Origin of the sequence: Streptomyces griseosporeus (assembly GCF_014656055.1) — a bacterium.
Classification (GTDB): domain Bacteria; phylum Actinomycetota; class Actinomycetes; order Streptomycetales; family Streptomycetaceae; genus Streptomyces; species Streptomyces griseosporeus.
On the sequence record NZ_BNBR01000001.1, the window covers coordinates 876,267 to 900,895 of the forward strand.

At 73.7% G+C, this 24,629-nt stretch carries 18 protein-coding genes; 5 read left to right on the top strand and 13 right to left on the bottom strand.

Annotated elements, in window-relative coordinates; translation table 11 throughout:
* The first annotated feature begins 36 nt into the window (after positions 1 to 36).
* Positions 37 to 552, top strand: a complete 516-nt coding sequence (locus tag IE308_RS03960; RefSeq protein WP_190216590.1) for a hypothetical protein — start codon at positions 37 to 39, stop codon at positions 550 to 552.
* Positions 553 to 765: 213 nt separating this feature from the next.
* Positions 766 to 1,416 carry a zf-HC2 domain-containing protein gene (locus IE308_RS03965; protein WP_190216591.1) on the top strand — a complete coding sequence of 217 codons (651 nt, stop codon included), beginning with the start codon at positions 766 to 768 and terminating at the stop codon, positions 1,414 to 1,416.
* 55 nt (positions 1,417 to 1,471) lie between these two features.
* Here the strand turns inward: IE308_RS03965 and IE308_RS03970 are convergent, their stop codons facing one another.
* The 3 genes from IE308_RS03970 to IE308_RS03980 all read right to left on the bottom strand — a co-directional run bounded on the left by IE308_RS03970 (position 1,472) and on the right by IE308_RS03980 (position 5,500).
* On the bottom strand, positions 1,472 to 2,335 hold the full coding sequence (locus tag IE308_RS03970) for an Fpg/Nei family DNA glycosylase (RefSeq protein ID WP_190216592.1): 864 nt from the start codon (positions 2,333 to 2,335) through the stop codon (positions 1,472 to 1,474).
* Positions 2,336 to 2,351: 16 nt separating this feature from the next.
* Entirely contained in the window at positions 2,352 to 4,445 is a 2,094-nt protein-coding gene (locus IE308_RS03975) for a SpoIIE family protein phosphatase (RefSeq protein WP_190216593.1), read from the bottom strand.
* 74 nt (positions 4,446 to 4,519) lie between these two features.
* The gene (locus IE308_RS03980) at positions 4,520 to 5,500 is read right to left on the bottom strand and encodes a DUF6777 domain-containing protein (protein ID WP_229908692.1); all 981 of its coding nucleotides are present in this window, start codon (positions 5,498 to 5,500) and stop codon (positions 4,520 to 4,522) included.
* A gap of 402 nt (positions 5,501 to 5,902) precedes the next feature.
* Between IE308_RS03980 and IE308_RS03985 the strand changes: the two genes are divergently transcribed.
* The gene (locus IE308_RS03985) at positions 5,903 to 7,333 is read left to right on the top strand and encodes a lipase maturation factor family protein (RefSeq protein ID WP_190216594.1); all 1,431 of its coding nucleotides are present in this window, start codon (positions 5,903 to 5,905) and stop codon (positions 7,331 to 7,333) included.
* Positions 7,334 to 7,369: 36 nt separating this feature from the next.
* Here the strand turns inward: IE308_RS03985 and IE308_RS03990 are convergent, their stop codons facing one another.
* From IE308_RS03990 to IE308_RS04020, 7 genes are all read right to left on the bottom strand, one after another.
* Positions 7,370 to 8,362: an aldo/keto reductase gene (locus tag IE308_RS03990; protein WP_190216595.1), complete on the bottom strand. Its 993-nt coding sequence runs from the start codon at positions 8,360 to 8,362 to the stop codon at positions 7,370 to 7,372.
* 129 nt (positions 8,363 to 8,491) lie between these two features.
* Complete coding sequence (locus tag IE308_RS03995) at positions 8,492 to 11,506, bottom strand: alpha-mannosidase (protein WP_190216596.1); 3,015 nt, start codon at positions 11,504 to 11,506, stop codon at positions 8,492 to 8,494.
* A 27-nt stretch (positions 11,507 to 11,533) separates the two neighbouring features.
* On the bottom strand, positions 11,534 to 13,540 hold the full coding sequence (locus tag IE308_RS04000) for an endo-beta-N-acetylglucosaminidase (RefSeq protein WP_190216597.1): 2,007 nt from the start codon (positions 13,538 to 13,540) through the stop codon (positions 11,534 to 11,536).
* Positions 13,537 to 14,793 (bottom strand): glycoside hydrolase 5 family protein, encoded by a 1,257-nt coding sequence (locus IE308_RS04005; RefSeq protein ID WP_190216598.1) that lies wholly within the window; start codon positions 14,791 to 14,793, stop codon positions 13,537 to 13,539. Before IE308_RS04005 ends, IE308_RS04000 begins: the two co-directional genes overlap by 4 nt.
* A 20-nt stretch (positions 14,794 to 14,813) precedes the next feature.
* Positions 14,814 to 15,716 (bottom strand): carbohydrate ABC transporter permease, encoded by a 903-nt coding sequence (locus tag IE308_RS04010; protein ID WP_190216599.1) that lies wholly within the window; start codon positions 15,714 to 15,716, stop codon positions 14,814 to 14,816.
* Positions 15,713 to 16,633, bottom strand: a complete 921-nt coding sequence (locus IE308_RS04015; RefSeq protein WP_373314424.1) for a carbohydrate ABC transporter permease — start codon at positions 16,631 to 16,633, stop codon at positions 15,713 to 15,715. Before IE308_RS04015 ends, IE308_RS04010 begins: the two co-directional genes overlap by 4 nt.
* Positions 16,600 to 17,895 (bottom strand): ABC transporter substrate-binding protein, encoded by a 1,296-nt coding sequence (locus IE308_RS04020; protein WP_190216601.1) that lies wholly within the window; start codon positions 17,893 to 17,895, stop codon positions 16,600 to 16,602. The genes IE308_RS04015 and IE308_RS04020 overlap by 34 nt, the downstream gene beginning before the upstream one ends.
* A gap of 191 nt (positions 17,896 to 18,086) precedes the next feature.
* Between IE308_RS04020 and IE308_RS04025 the strand changes: the two genes are divergently transcribed.
* Both IE308_RS04025 and IE308_RS04030 read left to right on the top strand, forming a co-directional pair.
* A complete protein-coding gene (locus IE308_RS04025; RefSeq protein ID WP_110633943.1) occupies positions 18,087 to 19,118 on the top strand; it encodes a LacI family DNA-binding transcriptional regulator in 1,032 nt (343 codons plus the stop codon).
* Positions 19,119 to 19,509: 391 nt separating this feature from the next.
* Entirely contained in the window at positions 19,510 to 20,859 is a 1,350-nt protein-coding gene (locus IE308_RS04030) for an amidase (RefSeq protein ID WP_190216602.1), read from the top strand.
* Positions 20,860 to 20,883: 24 nt separating this feature from the next.
* On the opposite strand, the gene IE308_RS04035 is transcribed toward IE308_RS04030, so the two are convergent.
* From IE308_RS04035 to IE308_RS04045, 3 genes are all read right to left on the bottom strand, one after another.
* Positions 20,884 to 21,057 (bottom strand): hypothetical protein, encoded by a 174-nt coding sequence (locus tag IE308_RS04035; RefSeq protein WP_110633937.1) that lies wholly within the window; start codon positions 21,055 to 21,057, stop codon positions 20,884 to 20,886.
* Between the two features lie 521 nt (positions 21,058 to 21,578).
* On the bottom strand, positions 21,579 to 23,114 hold the full coding sequence (locus IE308_RS04040) for an SDR family NAD(P)-dependent oxidoreductase (RefSeq protein WP_190216603.1): 1,536 nt from the start codon (positions 23,112 to 23,114) through the stop codon (positions 21,579 to 21,581).
* A 102-nt stretch (positions 23,115 to 23,216) separates the two neighbouring features.
* Entirely contained in the window at positions 23,217 to 24,548 is a 1,332-nt protein-coding gene (locus IE308_RS04045) for a wax ester/triacylglycerol synthase family O-acyltransferase (RefSeq protein ID WP_190216604.1), read from the bottom strand.
* Between the last annotated feature and the right edge of the window lie 81 nt (positions 24,549 to 24,629).

Consider the following 24,629-nt stretch of genomic DNA (forward strand, 5'->3'; position numbering starts at 1 on the left):
GGGCGACGCGCACGCACCGGAGGAAGGCAGGAAGGGATGCTGCACAGAGGTCATCAGAGCACGGACGGCACCGACGGCGGTGAACTGACCGTCCCCATGGCCTGGTTGTACGCCGAGTACATCGCGGACGAGCTGCTGCGCACCGGCGACCTCATGCCGCCCACGTCCTTCGAGTTCCGGGCCGGCCGTGACGCGCTGGCGCTGACCGTCTTCCTGTCGGACACCGACGGCGAGCTGTCCGGCATCCGGGTCGTCACCCAGCTGGAGATGTGGCTGTCGCTGACCGCCTACGACCAGCCGTGGCAGGAGTGGGTGCGCGAGCGGCTCGCCGAGCTGACCGCCGAGGCGGCCGCGACGGGCCGGCCCGCGCCCGATCTGGAGCTGGCCGGGGCGGCCTGGCGCTGGCTGGAGGAGACCGAGCTGCTCGCGCCCGATCTCGACGCGGTGCCGGGCGGGGCGGGGGTGTTCGGCGAGGACGACGGGCCGAAGGTGTGGACGCCGGCGTGGCGGCTCGGGCTGCCGCTCGGGCACCTGGCCATCCACCTGTTCTAGCCGCGCCCTCCTCCGGTGCCGCCCCCGGTCGCCTGTCCTCCGGCCGGTTTCGGCCACTTTCCGGAAATCCCGCAGGGGGACCAATCCGGGGGCCGTCCCGCTCCGAATCTCTTGGTTGCGATTCTGCGCGGGGCTTGAGTGATTCGGCGGTCCGGTGCGTACGGGTGGGAGCAAGGAGTAACCCCACCCCCACTCAACGGCACGAGGATGCGCATGAGGTCCCTGGAGAGGCATCGCGACGTCGCCGCGTACGCGCTCGGCGTGCTGGACGAGGCGGACGCCTTCCGCTTCGAGGACCACCTCATGGAATGCGTCGACTGCTCCGCCCGGGTGACCGAATTCGGTCCCGTGACACGGCAGTTGATGCTCTACCGGCGGGCGACACCGCGCACCGTGCACCCCGCGGCGCGGCCCGGTCCGCGGCTGCTCGACCGGCTGCTGGCCGAGATCACCGCCCGGCACCGCCGGGCGCGGCGGAGGCTGCTGTACGCCGTGGCCGCGTCGGTCGTCTTCGCGGTCGCCGGGCCGGCGACGGCCCTCCTCGCGAGCGGTGGCCCGCACCCCGTCCGCGTCGCCGCGACCGACGAGCGCACCGGCGTGTGGGCGCAGGTCACCACCGCGGACGAGGACTGGGGCAGCCGGGTGGAGCTGACCGTGAAGGACGGGGCGGGCCCGCGGACCTGCCGGCTGGTCGTGATCGGCCGGGACGGCTCCGAGGAGACCGTGACGAGCTGGCGCGCCCAGCAGCACGACGCCCGTCCCGACACCGTCGAGGGCGGCGCGGCCCTGCACCCGGACGAGATCGCCCGCTACGAGGTCCGCACGGCGGACGGCGAGCACCTGGTGACCCTCAGCCCGCGCTGACACCGCTCCGGGCCACCCGAGCCCGCGGAGTGCGCGGCACCCTTGCCGGCCCGCCTCACTTCAGCAGCCGCGACAGCCTGCGGTCCGCCAGGGGCTTGCCGCCCGTCTGGCAGGTCGGGCAGTACTGCAGGGAGGAGTCGCTGAAGGAGACCTCGCGGACGGTGTCGCCGCAGACGGGGCAGGGCTCGCCGGTGCGGCCGTGGACCCGCAGCCCGGACTTCTTCTCCGCCTTCAGCCGGCCCGCCGCGACGCCCCGGGAGCGCTCCACGGCCTCGGACAGCGTGGTGTTCAGGGCCTCGTAGAGGCGGTGGACGTCCTGCGGGGTCAGGGACGCGGCCAGTCTGAACGGCGATATCCTCGCCGCGTGCAGGATCTCGTCGCTGTAGGCGTTGCCGATCCCGGCGATGAGGCTCTGGTCGCGCAGGGCGCCCTTGATCTGGCGCCGCTCCCCCGCCAGCAGTGCGGCCAGCCGCTCCTCGTCGAAGTCGGCGGCGAGCGGGTCGGGGCCCAGCCGGGCGACGCCCTCGATGCGCTGCGGGTCGTCGACGACGTACACCGCGAGGCGTTTCTGCGTGCCGGCCTCGGTCAGGTCGAAACCGGCGCTGGTCTCCAGGGCGACCCGCAGCGCGAGGGGGCCCTTGCCGGGGCGGGGCGGGCCGTCGGGCAGGCGGTCCTTCCAGTGCAGCCAGCCCGCGCGGGCGAGGTGGGTGACCAGGTGCGGGCCGGCGTCCGTCGCGACGTCGAGGAACTTGCCGTACCGGTGCACGGCGGTGACGGAGGCGCCCTCCAGGGCGGTCAGGGGCGGGTCGTACGTCTTCAGGACGCTGATCGCGACCGGCAGCACCCGGACGATCTCGTGGCCGACCAGGTGCTCGGTGAGGAAGTGCTTCAGCGCTTCGACCTCGGGGAGTTCCGGCATGGGTCCAGCTTGCCACTCAGTCGCCGGACGGGCCCGGCACGGCGAACTCGCACCACACGCACTTGCCGCCGCCGCGCGCCTCCACCCCCCACACGTCGGTGAGCAGGTCGACCAGGAGCAGTCCCCGCCCGGAGACGCCCGACTCGCCGGCCTCGCGGCGGCGCGGCAGGGCGCTGGAGGAGTCCTCGACCTCCACCCGCAGCCGGCGTTCGGCGCCGGTGAGCACCCGCAGGGTGACGACGGCGGCGCCCTCGGTGTGCATGAGGGCGTTGGTGATCAGCTCGTCGGCGACGAGTTCGATCTCGTCGGCGCGGTCCCGGGCGCCCCAGGTGCGCACGGCGGCGCGGATCATGTGCCGGGCGCCGGTGAGGGCCTCGGGGTCGCCGGGTGCCACGTGCTGCTGGAGCCGGCCGCCGGTGCGCGGCGTGCGCAGGCCGCGCCGGCGCAGCAGGAGCAGGGCGACGTCGTCGTCGCCGCCGCGGTCCTCGGCGACCTCGATGAAGCGGTCGGCGAGCGCGCGGACGTCCTCGGGTCCGGCCGCGACGAGCGCGGCGAGCGCCCGCATGCCGTCGTCGAGGTCGGTGCCGGGCTGTTCGACAAGGCCGTCGGTGCACAGCACGAGGGTGGCCCCGGGGTCGAGTTCGAGGGTGGCGACGGGGTAGTCCAGGCTGCCGAACTCGGCGGACAGGCCGAGCGGCAGCCCGCCGGGCACGGGGACGCGGCGGCAGGTGCCGTCGGCGTCCCGGACCAGCGGGTCGATATGGCCGGCCCGGACCGCCTGGACGACGCCGGTGGCCAGGTCGGCCTCGGCGTACAGGCAGGTGGCGAAGCGGTCGGTGTCCAGCTCGTGCAGGAAGACGGAGGCGCGGGCCATCACGGTGGCCGGGGTGTGGCCCTCGGCGGCGTAGGCGCGCAGCACGATCCGCAGCTGGCCCATGACGGCGGCGGCGTGCGTGTCGTGGCCCTGGACATCGCCGATGACGGCGCCGACCCGGCCGCCGGGCAGCGGGATCAGGTCGTACCAGTCCCCGCCGATGTCCCGGCCGAGGGAGCCGCCGACGGTGGCGGCGCGGTAGCGGACGGCGACGTCGGCGCCGGGCACGCTGGGGATGGTGCGCGGCAGCATGGCCTGCTGGAGGCCCTGCGCGATGTCCATCTCCTGCTCGTAGAACATGGCCCGTTGCAGGCTCTGCGCGATGCTGCTGCCGAGCGCGAGGAGGATGTTGCGGTCCTCGGCGGTGAAGGTGCGCCGGTCGCTGTAGAGCAGGCCCATCGCGCCGATCGGGCGGGCCTGGACGATGAGCGGCAGGTAGGCGGCGGCGGTGATGTCCAGGTCGGTGAGGTGCGGCCACAGGACCGGGTAGCCGGCGGCGAACTCCTCCGGGGACTCGATGAAGCGGGGGCTGAGGGTGCGCACGACCTCGCCCATCGGGTAGGGCTCGTCGATGCGGGTGACGCGGGTGCCGGGCACGAAGCTGCCCTCGGGTCCCTCCGCGACGAGCCGGATCCGCCCGGCCTCGACGAGTCCCATGACCAGGCTGGTCGCGCCGAGATGGGTGAGGCCGTGGGTGTCCTTGAGGACGTCGATGACGTCCTGGACGGTGCGGGCGTGGGCGAGGGCGGCCGTGGCGAGCTGGACGACGCTGGTCTGCCGGCGGCGGGCGTGGTCCAGGGCCGCCTCGTCGCGGCGCGTGGCCAGCTCGTCGAGTTCGCTGGTGGCGTCGCGGACGATGCCGACGATACGGCGGGGGCGGCCGGTGTCGTCGCGGCGGATGTAGCCCTGGGTGTGGGTCCAGCGCAGGGTGCCGTCGCGGCAGCGCAGGCGGAAGTAGGTGCCGTAGTTCTCGCTGCCGTCCTTGATGGCCTGGGCGACCAGGGCGTCCAGGCGGCGGCCCTCGCCGGGCGGCACCCGCACGCCCAGCGACTCGGGGCGGCCGTCGAACTCGTCGGGGCGCACGTCGAAGACCTCGTGGGCCTGGGCGTCCATGTGGAACAGGCCGGTGTCCAGGTCCCAGTCGAAGCTGCCCATGCGGTTGAGCGCCAGGATCGGATCCGGGTGGGCGGGCCAGTCGTCCGGGAGTGACCGGGCGCTCGCTCCCCGATCAGCCATGGGGACACCTTGCCAGGCTTTGTCCGATTGTTCGACCGGGGTGGCGGAGGGGTTCGCCGCCCCGGCCGGTCCGCTCAGGCATCGAAGACGTCGGTGGGGCTGCCGAACACGGTGCCGGTGGGGTCCGCGGGCGCGTCGGTGCCGTCGGGGACCAGTCCGCCGCCGTCGGGCAGGCCGGGCAGGTCCGGCACGGTGTCGGGGCCGGCCTCGTCGGTGGGTGCGGGGATCCCGGGCGGCCGGCCGGGGCCGGGCGGCGACGGCTGCGCGGGGACCGGCCGGCGGCTGGCGCCGTCCCGTTCGCCGTCCGGCGGCTCGGTGGCCGGTGGGCCGGTGTCCCAGGGCGCCGTGGCGTCCGGCCGGCGCGGGGTGGCGCCGGGAGGGCTGTCGTACGGCTCGGGGGTGCCCAGGCCGTCCGGCGGGGGTGTGCCGAAGGCGTCGCCCGTGGGCGTACCCGGGTCCGGCGCCGAGGGGCTGGGGGTGCCCGTCGGCGGGGTACTCGGCTCCGGCGACGAGGGGGTCGGCGGTGCCGGGGGCGGTACGAGGCGGTCCCGGTCGGCGCGGTGACCGGCCGGCCGTTCGATCCAGGCGCGGTCGGCGAGACCGAGGAGCGTGAAGTGGGTGACGACCTGCGGTGCCGGGGCGACGACGACGACCTCGGCGGGCCGGTACCGCTCCCAGGCGTGCCCCGCGATGCCCGGCTCGCCGCGCAGCGCGACGGGCGGGGCGAGCGGGTTGCCGCAGGCGCAGCGCACGCGCGGCACACCGCGGTCGTCGACGAGGACGGCGGTGCCCGCCTGCAGGACGGCCTGCCGGGCGTCGGCGTGCCCGGCGCGGTAGCCGTGGCCGGTGACCCGGGTGTCGGCGCGCAGCACGACGGAGGTCAGGCCGCGCAGATACGACGGGACGGCGGCCGGCTCGACGCCCTCGGCGCGGGCGAAGGCGCGGGTGCGGTCCGGGTCGGCGGCGAGCAGGCGGATCTGCCGCTCCACATCGCAGGAGGCGACGCGGTGGGTGCCGCCGTAGAGGCCGGGGGTGGCTCCGGACAGGGTGCGCACCCCGCGAGGGCCGCCGGGGCGCCACTGTCGGGGGCGGGCGCGGTGGACGCCGGTGTTCCCTCCGCCGTCAGCACGAGCCCGGTGGCGGCCGTGGACTCGGTGAACGGGTCGGGCCCGCGGTCCGCGACCGGCTCCAGGAGGAGGTCGCCGTGGGGCCGGGTGTCGCCGCCGGCACAGCCGGCGACGAGGAGCGCCGCCGCGAGCGCGCAGGCGATGGCGAAGGGTCCGGTGGGTGTACGCACCAGGTTCTCCCGCCTCGTCGAGGGCAGTCCGTCCCGGTCTGCCGGTTCTTGTCGCGTCCCATTGTCTGCGTCACCCCGCCGGGTGACGCAAACGGAGTGATCGGCTACAGAGTGTGATGAGAGGGTGGGGCGTCAGAATGGAGAAGAGGAGCGGACGGCCGTGGACTGGTTCATCGCACCCGACTACTGGCTGAGCCGGCTGGTCTTCCAGCGGGCGCTGGCCGGCGTGTACCTGGTGGCGTTCCTGACGGCGGCGCTGCAGTTCCGGGCGCTGCTGGGCGAGCGGGGCCTGCTGCCGGTGCCGCGGTTCGTCGCGCGGGTGCCGTTCCGGCGGGCGCCGAGCCTGTTCCACCTGCACTACTCCGACCGCTTTTTCGCGTGCTGCGCCTGGGCGGGCTGCGCGGTGTCGGCGGCGCTGCTGGCCGGGGTGGACGGGTACCTGCCGCTGGGCGCGGCGATGGCGCTGTGGCTGGTGCCGTGGGCGCTGTACCTGTCGATCGTCAACGTCGGCCAGACCTGGTACGCGTTCGGCTGGGAGTCGCTGCTGCTGGAGACCGGTTTCCTCGCGACGTTCCTCGGCAACGACGAGGTGGCGCCGCCTGTCGTCGTCCTGTTCCTGCTGCGCTGGATCCTCTTCCGCGTCGAGTTCGGCGCGGGACTGATCAAGATGCGCGGGGACGCGTGCTGGCGGAACCTGACCTGCCTGGACTACCACCACGAGACGCAGCCCATGCCGGGCCCGCTGAGCTGGTTCTTCCACCATCTGCCGAGGCCGCTGCACCGGGTGGAGACGGCGGCCAACCACGTCACCCAGCTCGCCGTGCCCGTCCTGCTGTTCACGCCGCAGCCCGTGGCGACGGCCGCCGCGTCCCTGATGATCCTCACGCAGCTGTGGCTGGTGCTGTCCGGCAACTTCTCCTGGCTGAACTGGATCACGATCGTGTTGGCGATGTCCGCGATCCGGTTCCCCGGCGGCGGCGCCCCGGCGTCCGCGCCGGACACGGCCCCGCTCTGGTTCGAGGTGCTGGTCCTCGCGGTCGCCGCGCTGCTGCTGTTCCTCAGCTACCGCCCGGTGGCCAACATGGTCTCCCGCCGGCAGGTGATGAACCGCTCCTTCGACCCGCTGCACCTGGTCAACACCTACGGCGCGTTCGGCAGCGTCAACCGGGTCCGGTACGAGCTGGTGGTGGAGGGCACGGCCGACGCGGTGGCCCGCGAGGACTCCGACTGGCGGGCGTACGAGTTCCGGGGCAAGCCGGGCGATCCGCGGCGCTGGCCGCGCCAGTTCGCGCCGTACCATCTGCGCCTGGACTGGCTGATGTGGTTCGCCGCGCTGTCCCCGGCCTATGCCGGGCCGTGGTTCGGGGCGCTGGTGGAGCGGCTGCTGGAGGGCGACCGGGCCACGCTGCGGCTGCTGCGCCGCTCGCCGTTCCCGCCCGACGCGCCGCCCCGCTACATCCGCGCCCGGCTGTTCCACTACCGGTTCACCACCTGGCGGGAGCTGCGGGAGACGGGCGCCTGCTGGGAGCGGACGTATGTGCGCGACTTCCTGCCGCCGACCCGGCTGGCGGAGACGGCCGAGCGGATCTGAGCGCCGTACGCGGTCCGCGACCAGGGCGTCCCACGGTCACGGCCGCGCCTCCTCCCCCGGCACGGGCGCGTCGGCCGGCAGCAGGCCGCTCTCGCGCAGTTCCGCCCACAGTCCGGCCGGCACGGGAGTGTGGTACTGCCGTACGCAGTCGTCGACTTCAGCGGCCGAGCGGGCGCCGACGAGGACGGCGGCGACGGCCGGGTGCGCGGCGCAGAACGCGAGGGCGGCTGCGCGCAGGGTGGTGCCGTGCCGTTCGGCGGCCGCCTTCAGGCGCAGGGCGCGGTCCAGCAGGGCGGGCGGCGCCTGCCGGTAGTCGTAGGTCGCCGCGGTGGTGGGGTCGGCGAGCAGCCCGGAGTTGAAGGGGCCGCCGATCAGCACGGCCGTGCCGCGCCGCCGCGCCTCGGGCAGCAGGTCGGTGAGGGCGCTCTGGTCGAGCAGGGTGTAGCGGCCGGCGCACAGCACGACGTCCACGTCGGTGTCGCGGACGAAGCGGGTGAGCATCGCCGTCTGGTTCATGCCCGCGCCGATGGCGCCGACGATGCCTTCGGCGCGCAGCCGCTCCAGCGCCGGGTAGCCCTCGTGGAAGGCCTGTTCGCCGTGGTCGTCGGGGTCGTGCAGGAGGGCGACGTCGACGTGGTCGGTGCCGAGCCGGGTGAGGCTGTCCTCCAGGGTGCGGCGGAGGCCGTCGGCGCTGAAGTCCCAGACGCGGCGGTGGGTGGCGGGGACGGCGAAGCCGTGGGCCAGGTCGTCGCCGCCGCCATCGTGGGGCTCCAGGCGGCGGCCGACTTTGGTGGAGAGGGTGTAGGCGGCGCGGGGCCGCTCGCGCAGGGCGGCACCGAGGCGGCGTTCGGCGAGGCCGAGGCCGTAGTGCGGGGCGGTGTCGAAGGTGCGGATGCCGTGCCGCCAGGCGGCGTCCACCGCGGCGTGCGCCTGCTCGTCGGAGACCGGCGTGTACAGGTTGCCCAACGCGCCCGTGCCGAGGGCGAGTCGGGTGACGGTGACGCCGCTGCGTCTGTCGAAGTCGCGCATGCGATGTGCTCCTGTGCGAGGTCGGCGGCCCAGTGGGTGCTGCGGGGGCGGACCGGGCCGTAGCCGCAGAACCCGGGACCCCGGGGCCGGCCGCCCATACCGCGGCACGGCCGGCCCCGAACGTGTGTCTCAGGCCCGCCGCAGCCGCAGCGTCACCAGCTCGAACGGCCGCAGCCGTACGGCGATCCGCTCGCCGTCGACGGCCGGGGCGGGCGCGTCCGGCAGCGGGCGTTCCAGCAGGTCGGTGACGGTGGCCCCGGCGACCGGGAACCCGGCGGTCAGCGTGGCGCGGGCCCGCCCGCCGTGGGCCTCGTGGAAGCGGACGACCACGTCGCCGCTGCCGTCGTCGGCCAGCTTCACGGCCGTCACCACGACCGCGTCCCGGTCCACCGCCACCAGCGGCGCCACCTCCCGCCCGCCGGTCAGCCGCCGCTCGGGCAGGTTGATCCGCCAGCCCTCACGGACCGCGTCGCCGATCCCCGCGCCGGGCACCAGCGCGTGCCGGAAGCGGTGGACGCCCTGGTCGGTCTCCGGGTCGGGGAAGCGCGGGGCGCGCAGCAGCGACACGCGCACCGTCGTGGTCGTCCCGCCGTCGGCGCGGACGGTGCGGGTGACGTCGTGGCCGTAGGTGGAGTCGTTGACGACCGCCACGCCCCAGCCGGGCTCCTCCAGGTGGACGAATCGGTGGTTGCAGGCCTCGAACTTGGCGGCCTCCCAGGAGGTGTTGGTGTGGGTGGGGCGGTGGACGTGCCCGAACTGGGTCTCGGACGCGTACCGCTCGGCGTGCACGTCCAGCGGGAACGCCAGCTTCAGGAACTTCTCCGTCTCGTGCCAGTCGACCTCCGTGTCGATCACCAGCCGCCGCTCTCCCGGCGGCAGCGACAGCACCTGGGTGACGCGGGAGTCGCCGAAGGCGCGGACGATCCGCACCGACGCCCCGTCCTCCCCGGCCGTGACCGACTCGGCGCCGGTCAGGTCGGTGACGGTGTTGCGGTAGAACTCGTCGACGTCCCAGGCGTCCCACATGTTCGGGAAGTCGGGGTGCAGCTGGAGCAGGTTGGCGGCCCGGCCCGGCGCGACGGTCTCGCGGTCGGCCTCGGTGTCGTATGCCGAGACGACCAGGCCCCGGCCGTCGACCTCGACCCGCAGCAGGCCGTTGTCCAGGAGGAACCCGCCGTCCTCGCGGGCGGTGAGCGTCGTACGGCCGGACACCGCCGGCACCCCCGCCCCACCCGCGGCCACCCCGGCGCGCTCGTGCGGGGCCGCGTTGAACACCAGCTCCCGCTCCCCCTCCCCGGCCAGCGCCCGCTGGGCGGCCTCGATGATCCCGTCCAGCTCGGCGGCGACCCGCGCGTACGTGGCCCGTGCCTCGCGGTGCACCCAGGCGATGGAGGAGCCGGGCAGGATGTCGTGGAACTGGTGCAGCAGCACCGTCTTCCAGATGCGGTCCAGGTCCTCGTGGGGGTAGGGGAAGCCGGTGCGGACGGCGGCCGTCGCGGCCCACAGCTCGGCCTCGCGCAGCAGGTGCTCGCTGCGCCGGTTGCCCTGCTTGGTCTGGGCCTGGCTGGTCAGCGTGGCGCGGTGCAGCTCCAGGTACAGCTCGCCCACCCACACGGGCGGCTCGGGGTACTCGGCCTCCGCCTTCACGAAGAACGCCTTCGGCGTCTCCCACACCACGGTCGGCGAGCCCTCCAGGTTCCTCACCCGGGCCGCCTTGGCGACCATCTCGCGGGTGGTGCCGCCGCCCCCGTCGCCCCAGCCGGTCGGGGCGAGGGAGTGCCGGGCGCGGCCCTTGTCCTTGAAGTTGCGGGCCGCGTGGGCGAGTTCGCTGCCCTTCATGGAGCAGTTGTAGGTGTCGACGGGCGGGAAGTGGGTGAAGATCCGGGTGCCGTCGATGCCCTCCCAGCGGAAGGTGTGGTGCGGGAACCTGTTGGTCCGCGACCAGGAGATCTTCTGCGTCAGCAGGTACCTGGACCCGGCCGCCTTGATGATCTGCGGCAGCCCGGCGGCGAAGCCGAAGGTGTCGGGCAGCCAGGCCTCGTCGTTCTCGACGCCGAACTCGTCGAGGAAGAACCGCTTGCCGTGCACGAACTGCCGGGCCATCGCCTCCGAGCCCGGCATGTTGGTGTCCGACTCCACCCACATCCCGCCGGCCGGCACGAACCGCCCGTCCGCCACCGCCTTCTTCACCCGCGCCCACACCTCGGGCCGGTGCTCCTTCACCCACGCCCACTGCTGCGCCTGGGACATGGCGAAGACGAACTCCGGCTCGTCCTCCAGCAGGGCCGTCATGTTGGACGTCGTCCGGGCCACCTTGCGGACCGTCTCCCGCAGCGGCCACAGCCACGCCGAGTCGATGTGCGCGTGCCCGACCGCGCTGATCCGGTGCGCGGAGGGCACGGCCGGGGACGCGAGGACCTGCTCCAGCTCGGCGCGGGCGCGGGCCGCCGTGCCGTTCACGTCCTGGAGGTCGATCGCGTCCAGGGCCCGGTCGACGGCGCGCAGGATGTCGTGCCGGCGGGCGGAGTCGACCGGCAGTTCGGCCATCAGCTCGCCGAGCACCTCCAGGTCGATCACCAGCTGCCACACCGTCTCGTCGAGGACGGCCAGGTCCATCCGGGTCAGCGTGTACTGCGGCTCGCTGCCCGCGGTCTCCTTGTCGCCGAGCCGGGTGGGCACGAAGGGGTGGTAGTCGAGGATCACCGGGTTGGAGGCGGCCTCGATGTGCAGCCGTACCTCCTCCCCGCCCGCGACGGGCGCGCCGATGCGCACCCACTGGTTGCGCGGGTTGAGGCCCTTCACCGGGGTGCCGTCGGGGCGGTAGACGAGGCCCTCGCACTGGAAGCCGGGCATGTTCTCGTCGAAGCCGAGGTCGAGGACCGCCTCCACGGTCTTCCCGGCCCAGTCCTCGGGCACGGTCCCCGTGACCGTGAACCAGCTGGTGCCCCAGGGGGCGCCCCAGCGGGCGCCCACCGCGATCGGCTCGGGCGTCGCGGCCAGGCCCTCGGCGACCGGCACCGGCTCGCCGGGCGCGTGCCACACCGCCACCTGAAGCGGTACGGACGCGGGGTACACGGCGGGGCGGACTCGTTCGTCCAGGACGCGCTTGAGGCGGGCCTCGACCAGGGTGCGGTCGTCATGCATGCGGATGCTCCAATGGGCCGGGACGGGTTACCAGGGGTGGGTGACGGTGGCGGGAGCGGACGTGGTGTACAGCTCCCCCACGGCGCGGACCTCCAACCGCGCGGCCCGCTCGCCCTGCTCGGGCCGCAGCCCGGCGGCGAACCAGGCGCGCTGGCCGGTGGCGCCGAGCCGGCGCCGGGTGCCGTCGGGCAGCAGGCGGTGCACGGTGTAGTGCCGTACGGCGCCGCCGCCGGGGTTCCAGGCCAGGCGCAGGTCACCGCCGGAGGCCGCGGTGATCCGCGCTCCGGTGGGCGCGGCGGGCACGGGGGCGCGGCCGGTGTGCACGGCGAGCCCGCCGAGCCGCCAGCGCACGGCACCGCCGTGGGGAGCGGTGAGGCGCACGCCGAGCGCGCGCACGGTGCCGGACAGACCGGTCAGCGGCACCGTGACGGTCCGCCAGCCGCTGCCGGCGGCGACCGGCAGGCAGGTGTACGGCGGTGTCGCCCCCGGCGTCGCGGGCTCGGCGGTGGCGACGGCCAGCTCGACGTCGACCTCACCGGCGTCCACGCGGTGGGTCAGCTCGACGACCGTGCCCGCGGCGACCGGCAGCCGGGTCGCGTACAGCTCCACGACGACCGGAGCGTCCGGCTCCCCGGCGACGAGGACGCTGCTGCCGCCGTGCCAGGCGTCGGCGAAGTCGAAGGCGACGGAGGGCCGCCGCCCGGTGGTGTGCACGGCCCAGCGGCGCGCGGGCAGGCGGTCCTGCAGCCCGAGGTGGTTCCACGGCGCGTCCGAGACGACGCGCCCCTTGTCGTACCAGCGCAGCCCGTGCCCGGTGTTGAACACGGTCGCGAACGGCAGCGAGGTGACCGTCGACCGGTCGGCGACCGACACGGCGGGCGCCCGCCACGGATCGGCCGGGTCGGACCGCGTCGGGTCGAGGGACCGCCCGGTCCAGAACCGGTCGTCGGCCGCGTGGAAGGCGGCCGGGTCGCGGCCGTCGGCGGGCAGGTGGTTGCGGGTCCACTCCGGCCGGTAGAAGCCGACCGAGGTCACGTGGGCGCGGTCCCGGGGGACGATCGCGTCCCAGTCCACGGCGGAGTTCCAGCCGTTCGCCTCGACGTCCACGCCCGCCCACAGCTCGTACCGGCTCCGCCCCAGCTCCTCGGCGGCGGCCCCGGAAGCGGCGAGGGATGCCGCGCTCCACCGGAAGTCGACGAACAGGTCGTCGGCGGCCTCGAAGAAGGGCCGGTTGCGGCTGTTCAGCGCGCCCTGCCAGCTCACCGTGCCGTCCACGGTCATCGCGTCGTACCAGGTGACGCGCTGCCCGCGGGCCGCGGCCAGCGCCCTCAGCTCCCGGACGAAGCCGAGCATGTCCGCGCCGAGCGCGCTGTCCCCGCCCCCGGTCTCGGCGTTCACGAACCACCCGTCGAACCCGTACGCCGCCGCGACGGCGACCAGCCGCTCGGCGAGCGGGAAGCGCCCGGCGGCGTCCCGCCGCACGAGATCGCGGGTCCACCGCAGCTGTCCGCCGTAGGCGGCGGGCGGCAGGAAGACGGTGCCGAGGACGGGCACGCCGTGGCGGTGGGCGGCGTCGACGACCGGGGCGTTCGGGGCGAGGATCAGCCCCTCGCCGGCGGAGCCGCCCCAGAAGACCAGCTCGTCGAGGTAGGCCCAGTGGGTGAGGGCGTAGTAGTCGGCGGTGGCGGAGCCCTGCGAGGGGTTGGACGACGTCGGCCCGAACGAGACCAGGGCCTGGACGCGCGCCTGCCCGGCGCGGGCGGTGGGATTGGCGGGGACCGGTGTGAAGCGGGGGGCGAGGGGGACGGAGGAGGCGTTGAAGGCGAGGTCGGGGTCGGTCTCGGGGCGCCACGCGGTCAGGCTGCGCCAGGTGACGCCGGGGCCGGGGCTGCCCTCGGGCAGGGAGTCGGGGTACCAGTAGGAGGCGTACGGCTGCTGCGCGGCGGCCGCCCTGGGGGCCGCCCCGGCGGGTGCCGGGGGCAGCAGCGCGGCCGCGGTGGCGGCGAGCAGGACGGTGCGTCTGGTGGGGTTCACGAGCGGGTGCCTCCTTGTGGGGTGGGGAGTACCTGTCCGGGAGCGACGACCTCGGTGATGCCGCGTGCGGCGAGGTGTGCGGTGTCCCGCGCGCGGGTGTCGAGGACGGTGGTGGGGCGGGCCCCGTCGGCGACCAACCGGAAGAAGGCGTCGAAGACGTCACCGCCGGGGGCGCAGCGGGAGCGCTGCGCGGGGTCGGCGGGCACGGCGAGGGCCGTGGTGCGGGGCGCGGGCGCGGGCCGGGGGGTGCGCGCGGCCCTGGCGAGCACCCGGGCCAGGTCCTTGGGCCGGCGGTCGTTGGTGAGCACGCCGAGCCCGTACTCCAGTTCCGGGAAGTCGGCGAGGCCCCGGGAGACGTCGTGCGAGCACCACCAGGTGATGCCCCACAGGTCGGGGCAGTCCAGGGCGTGTTCGACGGTGGCCTCGGTGAAGGCGGCGGCGTGCTCGGGCGGGATCAGCGGGGCGGGCGCGCCGACCTCCTGGAGCCAGACCGGCCGGTGCGGGTCCTCGGCCCAGGCCTTGCTCAGCTCGACGAGGTAGGCGGCGTGGTGCTCGGTGGGGATGCCCGTCCGGCCGTGGCGCTGGGCGGTGCCGTTGAAGACCCAGGAGTGCACGGCGGTGAGGGCGCCGTGCCGGGCGGCCTGGGCCGGGGTGAAGGGCTGGTCGTCCTGGTACCAGGTGGCGTCGTACTCGGCGTGCAGATGGAGCCGCCCGGGCGCGCCCTCCTCACAGGCGTCGAGCATGCGCGCGAGCCACAGATCGACCTGCGCTTCGGTGGCCCGGTCGGGGTCGGGGTGGGGCCCGGCGGAGAACTGGTTGATCTCGTTGCCGAGGGTCATGCCCAGGAACGCGGGCCGGTCGGCGAGCGCGCCGGCCAGGGTGCGCAGATAGGCGGCCTGCCCGTCGAGGACGTCCGGGTCGGTGAAGAGGTTGCGCCTGTGCCAGGTCCGGGTCCAGGCCGGGAGGAAGTCGAAGCTGCTCAAGTGCCCTTGCAGGCCGTCGACGTTGACGTCCAGTCCCCGCTCGGCGGCGGCGTCGACGAGGGCGAGGAGCTGCTCCACCGCCCTCGGGCGGATCAGGGCGCGGTCGGGCTGGAAGTAGGGCCACAGCGGGAAGACCCGGATGTGGTCGAAGCCGAGGGCGGCGAGGGAGTCCAGGTCGGCGCGGACGGAGTCGAGGTCGAAGTCGAGCCAGTGGTGGAACCACCCTTCGCTCGGGGTGTAGTTGACGCCGAAGCGGGGCGCGGAAGGCATACGTCGGTCCTTTGGAGGAGTCAGCCCTTCACCGCGCCCTCGCCGACGCCGCGGAAGAAGTACCGCTGGAGGCAGGCGAAGAGCACGATGAGCGGGGCGACGGCGATGACGGTGCCGGCGGCGACGAGGCGTTCGTCGTTGGCGAAGGTGCCGTGCAGGTAGTTCAGGCCGATGGTCAGGGTGAACTTCGACGGGTCGCTGAGCACGATGAGCGGCCACAGGAAGTCGTCCCAGGCCCCCATGAAGGCGAAGATCGCGACGACGGCGAGCGTGCCCCGGACCGACGGCAGCGCGATCCGCCAGAACCGCTGCCAGACGTTCGCGCCGTCGACGAACGCGGCCTCCTCGATCTCGTACGGCAGGTTGAGGAAGGCGTTGCGCATCAGCAGCACGTTCATCGCGGCGACGGACCCCGGCAGCACGACCCCGACCAGGGTGTTGTTCAGCCCCAGCTCCCGCATGGTCGTGAACTGGGCGATGACGATGCCCTCGACGGGCACGAGCATCGCCAGCACGAACGCCAGCGTGGCCGCGCGTCGCCCCCGGTAGCGCAGCCGGGCCAGGGCGTAGCCCGCGAGGGCGGAGCCCACACAGTTGGTGACGACGTTGGCGGCGGCGACCTTCAGCGAGTTCAGGGCGTAGTCCCAGACGGGGATGGTCTCGGCGACCCGCTCGTAGTTGTGCAGGGTCGGATGCTCGGGCAGGAAGGTGGGCGGGGAGCTGAAGATGTCCTCCGTCGGCCCTTTCAGCGAGGTCGACAGCTGCCACAGGAAGGGTCCGACGGTCAGGGCGAGCACACCGAGCAGCAGCAGGTACCGCCACACCAGCTCCAGCCCCCGGATCCGCCGCCCGTGCTCGTCGGCGACCCGGGGCTCCCGCGCGGCCACCGGCCGCCCGGTCCGCACCTTCTCGGCGACGCTCATGACTCCTCCCTCCGGTCGGCGCGCAGCACGAGCAGCATCAGGGCGACGGTGACCACGAAGACGACCAGCGAGAGCGCGGAGGCGTACCCGACGCGGCCGGTGAGCCCGGTGCCGGTGCGCTGCACCAGCATCACGAGGGTGGTGTCCTCGCCGGCCGGCCCGCCGCTGGGCCCGGCCATCAGATAGACCTCGGAGAACACCTTGAACGCGGCGACCGAGGACAGCGCCCCGACCAGCACCATCGTGGAGCGCACGGCGGGGACGGTGACGGTCACGAACCGGCGCACGGCACCCGCGCCGTCGACGGCGGCGGCCTCGTGCAGCTCGCGCGGCACGTTGGCGAGCGCCGCCAAGTAGATGATCATGTAGTAGCCGAGCCCCTTCCACACGGTGACCGTCATGGCGCTGACCAGCAGCAGCCACTGGTCACTGAGGAACCCGACCCGACCCACGCCCACCGTCTCCAGCATCGCGTTGACGAGTCCGCGCTCGTCCAGCAGCCACACCCAGATCAGCCCGACCACGACGATCGAGGCGACGACCGGCGTGTAGAAGGCGGACCGGAAGAAGGTGATGCCAGGGATGTTCTTCTGCACCAGCAGGGCGAGCAGCAGCGGCAGCACGACGAGCGCGGGCACCACACCCACCACGTACAGCGCGCTGTTGCGCAGGCCGGTCCAGAACATGTCGTCGTGCAGCAGCTCACGGAAGTTGGCGAGCCCGACGAACTCTCCGGGGACCAGGGTGCGCCGGTCGGTGAAGGCGTTCACGACGGTCGACACGAACGGGTACAGCACGAACAGACCGGCGACGAGCAGTCCGGGCGCGGCGAACAGCCAGGGGCTGCCGGCCAGTTGACGCCGCACCCGCACGGACGAGGCCCTCACTGTCCCTGCTGCCGGAGGAGGGTGTCGCACTGCTTGACAGCGTTGTCGAGAGCTTCCTGCGGGCTCTCCTTGCCCTGGAGCGCCCGGGCGACCTCGTTGCGCAGCGCGGTCTTCATCTGTTCGCTGAACAGCACCGGCGTGTAGTTGACCGCGTTCTTCAGCGACTTGGCGGCGGCCACCCGCACCCGGGTCTCGTCGGTGCCGTCCTGCTGGGTGAAGTACGGGTCGTCGAGCGAGCCGGCGGTGCTGGGGAAGATGGCGACCTGCTTGGCGAACGACATCTGGTGGGCGGCGTCCGTCACGAAGTGCGCGAAGGCGACGGCTGCGGGCTTGCGCTTGCTCTGCGCGTTCACCATCACGCCCATCACGTACATGTTGACGTGCCCGGTGCTGGTGATCTGGTCGGTGATCCCGATGTTCCTGTACAGGTTCGGCGCCTGCTTCTTGAAGTTGCCGAGGTCCAGGGCGCTGCCGGGGTTCATGGCGACGGCCTCGGTGAGGAACTTCTTGCCGGAGGACTCGGGGGTGGCGGTGAGCGCCTGCGGGTCGAGCGCCTTGGCGTCGTACAACTGCTTGTACTTGCCGAGCAGTTCGACGCCCTTGGGATCGTTGAAGGCGAAGCCCGTGCCGTCCCGGTTCATCAGGGGGACGCCGTACCGCCCGAAGTCCTCGATGGTGGGCACGTTGGCGAGGGTGGCGACCTTGCCGCCGGTGCGCTCGGCGATCCGCAGGGCGTCGGCGATGAGCTGGTCGTAGGTCTTCGGCGGCGCGTCGGGGTCCAGCCCCGCCTTCCGGAACAGGGACTTGTTGTAGAAGAGCGGCCCGGTGTTGAGGTACCAGGGGAAGGCGTACGTACCGCTCGTCCCCGGTATCCGGTGGGCGCCCCAGGCACCCTCCAGGTACTCGCCCTTGTACCGCCCGGCGGCCTTGTCGAGGTCGAGGGCGAGCCCGGCCCGGGCGAGCGGGGCGACGAGGTCGGGCGAGACGTTCACGACGTCGGGCAGGGTGCCGCCGGCCGCGTCGGCGCTGATCTTGTCGGCGTAGCCCTCGGCGGGCTGGTCGATCCACTTCACGTGCGTGCCGGGGTACTTCTTCTCGAACTCCGCGACGAGCCCTTCGAAGTACGGCTTGAAGTTCGCCCTCAGGTTCCAGGTCTGGAAGGTGATGTCACCCTCGACCTTGCCCGAGGCGTCACTCGAGCCCCCGCCGTCGCCCCCGGAGCCGCAGGCACTCAGGGGCAGCAGGACGGCGGCGACGGCAGCGGCGGCGAAGGTTCTGCGGGACATGCGCACGACGGTGTGCTCCTTTTCGGGGACGGCGGTGCCGGCCCAGACCTTGCACGCGCCCGTGAGCCGAAGTCAATGGAGCAACGGCAACTAAAGACATTAGCGCCGCAAACCCCCAGCTCACAGCCCCTTGCCCTATGGACTAATGCGCTTTACTTTGAAACAGCTCAAGCGCATTAGTAAGCGAGGCGGATGGAATGGGATCCACGGGCCGACGCCGGCCGACGATGAAGGACATCGCGCGCCGGGCCGGCGTCTCGGAGAGCGCGGTCTCCTTCGCGCTCAACGGCCGGCCGGGCGTCTCGGAGGTGACCCGGGCCCGGGTGCACCGCGTGGCGGAACAACTGGGCTGGCGCCCCAGCACCGCGGCCCGCCAGCTGTCGGGCGAGGGCACGGCCACGGTCGGCTTCGTGCTGGCCCGCCCCGCCGGGACGCTCGGCGTGGACTCGTTCTTCCTCCAACTGGTCTCCGGCATCCAGGAGGTCCTCGCCGAACGCCACCTCGGCCTGCTGTTCCAGATAGCGCAGGACATTCCTGACGAGTGCGCGGTCTACCGCCGCTGGTGGGCGGAACACCGCGTGGACGGCGTCCTCGTGGTCGACCCCCGCACGGACGACCCGCGCCCCGCCCTGCTGGACGAACTCGGCCTGCCGGCCGTGGTGATAGGCGGCACCCCCGACGACCGCCACCCGCACCTGTCGACCGTATGGGCGGACGACGCCGCAGGCATGGCCTCGGCGGTGGACCGCCTCCACGCCCTGGGCCACCGCCGCATCGTGCACATCGCCGGCCTCCCCGGCCTGGCCCACACCGAACGCCGCATCCGCACCCTGCGCGCCGAAGCGGAACGCCGGGGCCTGACCGAGGTCGAGTCGGTCACCACCGACTACTCCGACGCCGAGGGCGCCGCGGTCACCCGCCGCGTCCTGGAGCGCCCGACGCCCCCGACGGCCCTGATCTACGACAACGACGTGATGGCCGTGGCCGGCATCGCCGCCGCGACGGAACTGGGCCGCAGGGTCCCCGACGACGTCTCCGTGGTCTCCTGGGAGGACTCCGCCCTGTGCCGCATGGTCAAGCCCTGGCTGTCGGCGCTGTCCCGCGACAGCGTGGAGTTCGGCCGCACGGCGGCCCGCGAACTCCTCACCCTCCTGGACGGCGGCCCGGCCCGCACGGTCCGGGTCCCGGTCCCCCACCTGACGGAACGGGACAGCACGGGCCCGGCGTAACCACCGCGCAGGCCCGCCCTGACCGGGCTGCAGTCGCCCGCGGCGGAAGGGGACGTGTCGGGGGGTGTCCGCCCGCAGCGGGCGCCGGAAAGAGAGGGCACGAATTTGACCGTACCCAGCGGCGCACCGAGGACGGATACCCCCCGGCGCGGCCCCGACCCCACCACCGGCCGTAGGCGCTACGCACGCCACAACGCAACCGCAACGGGCCGCCGCAGGCATACAGGGGCGCGGGGCTGTATCGATATGCGGCTCCGCCGCGTGGGCGCGAGCAACCACCCACCCACCCGCACCCGAAGAACCGGCTCAGCCCCCTCGACGCACGAGCACCCCCCAAGGCACAGTTCTCCCAACGACCGAACTACTCACCGGTAATACCGAGGGAGCCCCCGTGACCACCTGGGTCGGCCGCACCGCCGCAGACATAGCCGCCGCGGTCCGAGAGAAGCGCACCACCCCACGGCAGGTGGTCGAGGAGCACCTCGCCAGGATCGCCCGCCTGGACACCCGCGTGGGCGCCTTCCGCACGGTACGCACCGAGGCCGCCCTCACCGAGGCCGACGAGGTCGGCGCCCGCGCCGACCTGGCCGGCCTCCCGCTCGCCGGCGTCCCCGTGGCGGTGAAGGACAACCTCGCGGTGCGCGGCGAGTCCACCCGCGTCGGCTCGGCGGCGACGCCGGACACCCCCGCGGCGGAGGACCACGTCACCGTGGCCCGGCTGCGCGCCGCCGGCACAATCGTCGTCGGCCTCACGAACGTGCCCGAGCTGTGCGTCTTCGGCACGACCGAGGGCGTGCACGGCACGGCCCGCAACCCGTGGGACCTCACCCGCAGCGCGGGCGGCTCGTCCGGCGGCAGCGCCGCCGCGGTCGCCGCCGGCTTCACCCCGATCGCCCTCGGCAACGACGGCATGGGCTCCCTGCGCATCCCCGCCGCCAACTGCGGCCTGGTGACCATCAAGCCCGGCCACGGAGTGGTCCCGGCGGGCATCAGCGACGGCGACTGGTTCGGCATGTCGGAGAACGGCCCGCTGGCGACGACAGTGGAGGACGCCCGGCTCATGCTCCAGGTGCTGGCCGACCCCGACGGCCTGCGTCCGCCCGCCGAGTCCCCGGGCAGCCACAAGATCGCCGTCTCGCTCCGCAGCCCCCTGGCCGGCATCACGATCAGCAAGCCGTACGGCACGGCCGTCCGCGAGGCGGCGGGCGTGCTGGCCCGGGCGGGCCACACGGTACGGCGCGCCGAGCCGCCGTATCCGATGTCGCTCGGCGCGACGGCGATCGCGCACTGGACGGCGGGCACAGCCGTCGACGCCCGGGCCCTGGACCCGCGCCTGCTGAACCGCCGTACCCGCACGCACGCGGCCGTCGGCCGCCGCTTCGTGACCCGGGTGAGCCACGGACGCGGCCGGGACGCGCTGCGCCACCGGCTGGAGCCGTTCTTCGCGGAGTACGACGTGCTGCTCACGCCCGCGCTGGCGCGCCGCTCCCCCAAGGCGGGGCCGTGGCACGAGCGGGGCTGGCTGCGCAACATCCTCGCCGACTCGGCCTACTCGCCGCTGACGCCGCCGTGGAACCTGACGGGCTGGCCGGCGATGGCGGTGCCGTTCGGCACGCTGCCCTCGGGCGCGCCCTGCGCCGTGCAGCTGGTGGGACGGCCCGGTTCGGAGCTCCAACTGCTCGCGCTGGCCGAGCAGTTGGAGAACCTGCACCCATGGCGCCGGACCGCGCCGCTGGACTGACGGGATCGCGGCGCCCGCGCCGGGTCAGTCGACGCTGGGCAGGATGTGGGGCTCGGCGAGGTCGTCCTCGTAGCCGGCGAGCCGGATGGGCGCCGACCGGGCCCACACGTCGAGGCTTCCCAGTTCCCCGGGCCGGCGGCCCGCGCGCTCCGTACGTTCCTTGGGGCGCTGATCGCGATTCGTCTTCTCTGGTGTCACCGCGCACTCCTTATGTGTCGGTCACCCTCGGGACATCGAGGCCAGTCTGCGGCCTTGAGCTCGACGCCCGCTAAGGTCTGGCTTGAGGCGGATCGGACGCGGTGGCGCCGGTAACTCGTGCGGAGAGCAGGCCGTTGTGAAGCGGCTTGTCCCATGGCGGACGGTGGGTGTGGGTAGGACCCGTACTGCTGTCCGCCGGCTTCAGGTTAACCAAATGAGCGGGCCTCCGCTCGATAGGGCTGAAAATTTGGGGTAACCATGGCAAGTCACCCGTATGTCCTCGCTTGGGAATTGAACCCTTTCGCCCCGTGATGCGCCTTTCGAGGGTCACTCCAACGGACTACTCGGCCGCCCGCGCCTTCGAGCGCGCCACGGCATCGGCGGGACATCGTTGCGCCGTTCAGGCGGCGTTGGCCGGACGGCAGGCTCGCCATGATCTCCTGCCCCGGCAACTCGCCCCCAGGCGCGATGGACTGACCCGCCCGGCCCCCCTCCGGACCGTCAGGCGCGGCCCCGGAAGGTCACCAGCGCCCGGGCTCGTAGTCCTTCATGAAGACCCCGTACAGGTCCTCCCCGGCCTCACCGCGCACGATCGGGTCGTAGACCCGGGCCGCGCCGTCGACCAGGTCGAGCGGAGCGTGGAAGCCGGCCTCGGCGAGGCGCAGCTTGTCGTAGTGCGGGCGCTCGTCGGTGATCCAGCCGGTGTCGACGGAGGTCATCAGGATGCCGTCGGTCTGGAACATCTCCTGGGCGCTGGTCCGCGTGACCATGTTCATCGCGGCCTTGGCGGCGTTGGTGTTCGGGTGACCGGCACCCTTGTAGCCGCGACCGAAGACGCCTTCCATCGCGGAGACGTTGACCACGTACGACCGCCCGCTCGGCGCCTTCTTCGCGGCCTCGGCCATGACCGGCCGGAGCTTGCTGATCAGGATGAACGGCGCCGTGTAGTTGCACAGCTGGGTCTCCAGCAGCTCCACCGGCGAGATCTGGTCGATGGTCTGCACCCAGGTGTTGGTGTCGACGACGTCCGGCACCAGGCCGCCCGCGTCGATGGCGGTGCCGTCCAGGTGCCGGGCGACGGAGGCGTTGCCCGCGACCAGGGCGAGGTCGGCGACCTGCTGGGCGTCCAGCTCGCTGGTGCCGACGGGCAGCGCGGCCAGGCCGTCGACGGCGCCGGAGTTGAAGGCGCCGATGACCTGGTGGGCGGGGAGTTCACCGGCGGGCAGCGGGGCGCTCTCGCCCTCGACCAGGGCGGCGTAGGCGGAGGGCAGCCGGCGCACGGTCTGGGTGGCGTTGTTGATGAGGATGTCCAGCGGGCCGGCCGCGGCGACCTGGTCGGCGAGGGCGACGGCCTGACCGGGGTCGCGCAGGTCGATGCCGACGACCTCCAGGCGGTGCAGCCAGTCCGCCGAGTCCTCCATCGCCTTGAAGCGGCGGATGGCGTCCTTGGGGAAGCGCGTGGTGATGGTGGTGTGGGCGCCGTCGCGCAGCAGCCGCAGCGCGATGTACATGCCGATCTTGGCGCGGCCGCCGGTGAGCAGGGCGCGCCGGCCGGTGAGGTCGGCGCGGGCGTCGCGCTTGGCGCGGTTCAGCGCGGCGCAGTCCGGACAGAGCTGGTGGTAGAAGTAGTCGACTTCCACGTACCGGGACTTGCAGGTGTAGCAGGAGCGCGGGCGCTGGAGTATGCCGGCGATCGTGCCGGGCTCGGCCTTGGAGGAGGGCAGGATGCCCTCGGTCTCGTCGTCGATGCGCTCGGCGGAGCCGGTGGCGGTGGCCTCGGTCACGGCGCGGTCGTGCGCGGTCTTGGCGGCGCGGCGCTCCTGACGGCGGCGCTGCTTGACCGTGCGGTAGATGTGCGAGGTGGCCCGGCGGACCTTGATCGCGTCCGGGTGGTCGACGTCGAGCTTGTCCAGCTCTTCGAGGACGCTGAGGCAGACGGCCAGGCGCTCGGGGTCGATACCCGGCCCGTACGAGTCCCCGGGCGTGCCGGCGCCGGGGCCGTACGACTCCTCGGGCGTACCGCTCTGGATCGCCGAGCCGTCCTCTGTCACCGTCATCGCGCTGCCGTTTCTGGGGTCCCGTGGCGGCGCTCCGACCGCGCCTGCTTTCGAACGCGGAATTCTACGGAGCGCCGCACCCGGGAACCAAACCGCGGAGGGTCAGCCGGCGCAGGCTGTGAGCAGTGTCTCCACCTCCAGCGTGAGCGCCCTGGCGAGCCGGTCGAGGTCGGGGACCGCCTCGGCGTCCGCGACCAGGCCGTAGTGGACGCGGCCCCGGTAGGTGGAGACGGCGACGGCGAGGGACTGGCCGCGGGCGAGCGGGGCGAGCGGGTAGACCTCGGTGAGCGGGTGGCCGCCGAGCCTCAGACCGAGGCTGGGCAGCGGCACGCTGGTGACGAGGAGGTCGAACCAGAGCCGGGCGGCCTGGCCGACGAGCGGTCCGCCGACGCGGTGGCCGAGCGCGGGCACGTGGTCGGCGAGCAGCGCGACGGCGCCGGCGCCGCGGTTCGGTCCGGCGTCCTTGTTGCGGTCCATCGCGGTGCGCACCGCGGCGAGCCGGGCGAGCGGGTCGGGGTCGCCGACGGGGAGCCGTATCAGGTAGCCGGAGAGCCGGTTGCCCTGCGGGTGGGCGGTGCGCGGGCGGCGCTTGGAGACGGGGATCAGGGCGCGGGGCGCGACGCCCTCGCTGCCGTCGCCGCGCTCGTCGAGCCAGCGGCGCAGGGCGCCGGCGACGACGGCGATGAGCACGTCGTTGACGGTGCCGCCGACGGTCTTGCGGACCCGGTGCACGTCGTCGAGGTCGATGACGACGCCGGCGGTACGGCGGGTGCCGGTGGGCTCGGCGGTGAGCGCCGGGGTGCTGCGGGTGCCGAGCGTGGAGAGCGCGACGGAGGCGCCGATGTCGAGGGCGCGGCCGACGTCGGACAGCGCGCCGCGCACCAGCCCGGGCAGCTGCCGTACGTCGGGCAGCAGGCCGCGGCGCGGCTCCTCGGGGCGGGGCCGGGCGGGCGGCAGGTCGACCGGGTCGAGGACGGCGGCGGCGAGGCCGAGGGCGCGCAGCCCGTCGGCGAGGGCGTGGTGGAACTTGAACAGCACCGCGAAGGACTCCCCGTCGGCGCCGGGCAGCACATGCGCCTCCCACGGCGGCCGGGACCGGACGAGCGGGCGTTCCATGAGCCGGCCGGCGGCGGCGTGGAAGTCGGCGGTGGGCGCGTGCAGCAGCACGTGCCGCAGGGGGTCGAAGCCGGGGTCGGGTTCCCGGGCGGCGCCGCCGAAGCCGAGCGGGGCGCGCAGCGGCTGCCAGGTGTCGCGGATCCGCATCCTGAGGCCGGGCACGGCGGCGGAGCGGGCGGCGAGCAGGTCGGCGGCGTGGGCCCCGGCCGTGGGCGAGTGGGCCGCGAAGACCCCGAGCGCGCCGAGGTGCATCGGGTGCTCGGCGGATTCGATGTTCCAGAACGCCAGATCGAGCGGTGCGAGCAGATCAGAAGTCAAGGGCTTGCCTCGCGTCGGCGACGGGTGAGTCAGCAGTCAATCGCCCTCAGGCGATTACGGTCAAGTACGATCAGGCTACGC